General features: G+C 56.4%; 2 protein-coding genes and 1 pseudogene. All 3 read left to right on the top strand.

What is annotated here, in order from left to right; translation table 11 throughout:
* Nucleotides 1-56: 56 nt before the first annotated feature.
* Nucleotides 57-395, top strand: coding sequence for a hypothetical protein (locus tag SM763_RS23895; protein WP_369000054.1), 339 nt, complete (start codon nucleotides 57-59; stop codon nucleotides 393-395).
* Between the two features lie 547 nt (nucleotides 396-942).
* Nucleotides 943-2,130: a hypothetical protein gene (locus SM763_RS23890; RefSeq protein ID WP_369000052.1), complete on the top strand. Its 1,188-nt coding sequence runs from the start codon at nucleotides 943-945 to the stop codon at nucleotides 2,128-2,130.
* 820 nt (nucleotides 2,131-2,950) lie between these two features.
* A pseudogene (locus SM763_RS23885) lies at nucleotides 2,951-4,731 on the top strand (hypothetical protein); the annotation flags it as partial.

Here is a 4,731-nt window from a genome sequence, read left to right as displayed (position 1 = left end):
CTGGCGGACTAATCCGCCGGCCGTTTTCTTCCCACTTTAAAACAGAGGACTAACCCATGAACTGGAATGACATTCTGCAACAGCTTCAGCCCGCGCTGATCAGTGGCCTGAGCTTGCTCCTGACCGTTCTGATCGGCGGCGCCGCCCAGGTGGCCAAGCAACGCTTCGGCCTTGAGATCGAGGCCCGCCACCGCGAGGCCCTGCACAGCGCGTTGATGAGCGGTATCCGCGCCGCGATCGAGGACGGACCCGGCGCCGGGAAGGATGTGCTGGTCGAGCAGGCCGTGACCTATGCCCGCGAGTCGGTGCCCGATGCCATCGCGCGCCTGCGGCCCAGTGAGGCCGTCTTGCGCCGTCTGGTAGTCGGAAAGCTGAAGGAGATCGGGGCAAAGTAGGCCACTTACAAAGGAGGCCCCGCTGTTTGGTGAGCCCCATTCGCTTAAAGAGGGATGGTTTCTTGACCGATATCGGCACAGCTCAGATCGCGGCCTTTGCAAACTTAGCTTTCTGGAGTGCTCCAAACGCTTTCATCACTGCGATGCTGCGCCTAAGCAGGCGGGGCTGGCTGCCTTCATCTGCTGACGGCGCCTAGGTTCGATCTCTCTGTGATCTGGCTACGGCACCGCGGCAAGGCTGCTTGGAGCCGTTCCGTGGAAAAACACCCGGTCGCGGGCGCAGAACATCGAGGGCTGAAAGGGTGCGAGCGCCTTGACCCACTTGCGGGCTGGGCGGTAAACCGACCCAACACCTAAGCGCATATCAACAATTACTAATACTTGAGGGGATTTGTTGTTCATTAACAAGGAGCTACAAGCTAAGGTGTGAATAAGTCCGCCGACGAAGAGGCATCGCCTAAAATAGTTGTTCAGCTATCAACGTCTCAGATGATAGCAATAGAGCAACATAGATCAAACCCGATTACAGCACTACGAAGGCCAATCCATGCAAGCTAACCTGTATGCAGACGAGACCGGCTCCCAAATCACATTCGCAGACGGTCTGCAAACGATAACCGTTGGAGATGACCTTCTTCCTTTAAAGCTCGTCGGCTTCGACCGCAGTACTCCTGGACAACGCTTCCTCGTCGTGTTTTCCGCTGCGCTTACGAGCCGAGATGGAAAAAAACCTCCATTCTTCAGTGGCTCCACGCTATCAGCGCAGCTTGGAGTTCCCGGCCTATTTTTCTCAGACCCCACTCTTGCCATGGATGATCGATTGAGGCTGGCATTCTATGCCGGCAACGAGAGGGTTCCCGATCTCCCCAGACACATCGCCTCTGTTATTGACGCAGTGGCAGACCATTATGGTTTGAACCCAATCCTTTTGGGCGGGAGCGGCGGCGGCTTCGCCTCGATGAATGTAGGACAGCACTGCGTTTGCAAGCCTTCAATATTTGTATGGAACCCCCAGACAAAAATCTCGCTCTATAACCTCAAGGCCGTAAACCGATACGTAGAGGCGGCGTTCCCCACCAGGCGTTCGGAGCTTGACGGTACTAAAGAGGCCGCTAGCCGACTCTTAAATTCAGCTGGTGTAAACGAAAGCCTTTGGTCCTGGAGCGGAGCAGGCCGAACCATCTACCTACAGAACCAGCCCGATTGGCACACCAAGATCCATATGGAACCCATGCTGCAAAGCGTATCTGCCAAACCCGCTGGCCCCTACGCCTTCCATAATCAAGACCTCGATCTAGGGTTTTTCGTGGGAAACTGGGGTGAAGGTCACAGCCAACCACCGCGGGCAATGATTGCTGAAGTTATCGACGCACTGCTTGTCGGCAAATCAGTGCCTGAAATCTTGGAAGATCTTAGCGCCAACTTCGACCGATACAAAACAACGGTTTCTGCAGAAGGCAAGAGTCATTTGACTGACTTTTCAGTGTGCGCTTGGAGGAATGCCGGAAGCGTAACCGCTGTTATCGTGCCGCCAGAAAACGGCCCCAATCACGGCTTAGAGTTCGCTTTCTACCTGAAACAAGGTAGTGAAGTCGTCGAAAAGAGAATGTACACAAAGTCGAATGTGATCCAATTCAACCTTGCTGTGGAAGGCGCTACTCAGGTTACTGGCTTCGTCAAAGACAGATTGGGCAATAAACTCTCCAAGAGCGTCCGGACCGTTCACAACAGTTGATAAATCAGTGAGGATCGGCAGCGCCGTTACTGAGAAGATCATCTATTCTATCAAGCTTATCGGCGTTTCAGCGCGTTGTGCCACATGAAAAAAAGATGTGGGTGGCGCTGATGGCCACGCCGGTGTCAAGATCGCGGGCGCGGCGAAGGCATATCTTGGCTTGGCGAACCGGCCACGCAAATTTACGCATGTGGTGACGGGGCTTAGGAAGCGAAACCTAATGATCGGATGGGTGGTTGCGCGCATGATCTTGGATGATGTTTTGAAAACGGCGTGGGTGGATAGGCTGCAGGCCGAGGGGATTTTGGATGAGGCCAATGAGCTGAGGGAGAGACCGGAGGGGGGCAATAGTGGGGAGGGCTCAATAGCCTTATTTAGGCCTTTGTTAGGGCACATATCGCATCAGTGGGGAGTGAATCGGTCCTTTGAGCGCGAGCTGGTCTAGGAACAGCTGGAACACTCAAACACTCTTTCGGCCGCCCATAAGTTTCGCGTGAGGATGCTCAAAGTTCGTTACTCAGCTAGGTAGTTTCGGCAGTCTGTAAGCCGCCGGATGAGTATATTTTGATAGGTTAGGTAATCAAAGATGTCTGATTTTATTGTTTTCGCCACTTTTGAAAGCAGTTGGGGTGGTTTTTCCGGAAATCCTCAAACATTCACTGGCGCGCGAGATGCCACGATTGGGGATGAAAACGGGACGGTCGACGTCAACGCGACCACCGAGTTCACATACACAGGCATTCCCTCCGGTGCGACAGCGTATAATGGCCCATACTCGATGTATTTAATTACAATGAGTAATGGCGGCCAAGCGGTTTGGATGGCTGGCGTTGGCAATTCAGGTGGCATTGTCGTTCCGCTTGATGGCACTGCCTATAATACATTCCTCAACGGGGTAACATATTCAGTTACGTCGGGCTCGCCGATCAGTCAGTACGCCTATTCCAGCTTCTACACACCACCAGTAAACAGTTCACCAACTGGTTCCGTTGTAATTTCAGGTACTGCCAGTGAAGACCAAACCCTGACTGCATCCAATACCATTTCTGACGCCGATGGTCTGGGTTCGATCTCCTATCAATGGCAGCGTGGTGGCCTGGATATCTCCGGCGCGACAGGGTCTACCTACACCCTGACACAGGCCGATGTGGGAGCCGTTATCACCGTTGTGGCCAGCTACACCGACGGAGGTGGGACTTCAGAGAGCGTCACCAGTTCCGGAACCTCTGCCGTGACCAACGTGAACGATGCTCCCAGCGGCAGCGTCACGATCTCCGGCACCGCTCAGGAAGATGAGACCCTCACGGCGAGCAATACGCTTGCGGATGAGGATGGTCTCGGCGCTATTCTCTATCAATGGCAGCGTGACGGCGTGAACATCTCCGGGGCGACGACGTCGACCTACACCCTGATACAGGACGATGTGGGGAGCGTTATCACCGTTGTGGCGAGCTACACCGATGGTGAGGGCACCGGTGAGAGCGTTACCAGTTCCGGAACCTCTGCCGTGCTCAACGTGAACGACGCTCCCAGCGGCAGCGTCACGATCTCCGGCACCGCGGCCGAGGATGAGACCCTGACGGCGAGCAATACGCTTGCGGATGAGGATGGCCTGGGCGCCATTTCCTACCAATGGCAGCGTGGCGGCGTGGACATCTCCGGGGCGACTGGGGCGACCTATACCCTGACACAGGACGATGTGGGGAGCGTTATCACCGTTGTGGCGAGCTACACCGATGGTGAGGGCACCGGTGAGAGCGTTACCAGTTCGGGAACCTCAGCCGTGACCAACGTGAACGACGCTCCCAGCGGCAGCGTCACGATCTCCGGCACCGCTCCCGAGGATGAGACCCTGACGGCGAGCAATACGCTTGCGGATGAGGATGGCCTGGGCGCCATTTCCTACCAGTGGCAGCGTGGCGGCGTGGACATCTCCGGGGCGACTGGGGCGAACTATACCCTGACACAGGACGATGTGGGGAGCGTTATCACCGTTGTGGCGAGCTACACCGATGGCGAGGGCACCGGTGAGAGCGTTACCAGTTCCGGAACCTCTGCCGTGACCAACGTGAACGATGCTCCCAGCGGCAGCGTCACGATCTCTGGCACCGCTCAGGAAGATGAGACCCTGACGGCGAGCAATACGCTTGCGGATGAGGATGGCCTGGGCGCGATCTCCTACCAATGGCAGCGTGGTGGCGTGGATATCTCTGGCGCGACAGGGTCAACCTACACCCTGACACAGGACGATGTGGGGAGCGTTATCACCGTTGTGGCGAGCTACACCGATGGTGAGGGCACCGGTGAGAGCGTTACCAGTTCGGGAACCTCAGTTGTGTCCAACGTCAACGACTCTCCCAGCGGCAGCGTCACGATCTCTGGCACCGCTCAGGAAGATGAGACCCTGACGGCGAGCAATACGCTTGCGGATGAGGATGGCCTGGGCGCCATTTCCTACCAGTGGCAGCGTGGCGGCGTGGACATCTCCGGGGCGACGACGTCGACCTACACCCTGATACAGGACGATGTGGGGAGCGTTATCACCGTTGTGGCGAGCTACACCGATGGTGAGGGCACCGGTGAGAGCGTTACCAGTTCCGG

The organism is Pseudophaeobacter sp. C1-32P7 (assembly GCF_041008775.1).
In the GTDB taxonomy this organism is placed as follows: Bacteria; Pseudomonadota; Alphaproteobacteria; order Rhodobacterales; family Rhodobacteraceae; genus Phycobacter; species Phycobacter gallaeciensis_A.
This window is presented reverse-complemented; position numbering and strand designations above follow the sequence as displayed.

What these genes read in the sequence shown, in the direction of transcription:
- SM763_RS23895 (WP_369000054.1), top strand. Translation starts at nt 57, where the DNA reads ATGAACTGGAATGACATTCTGCAACAGCTTCAGCCCGCGCTGATCAGT.
- SM763_RS23890 (WP_369000052.1), top strand. Translation starts at nt 943, where the DNA reads ATGCAAGCTAACCTGTATGCAGACGAGACCGGCTCCCAAATCACATTC.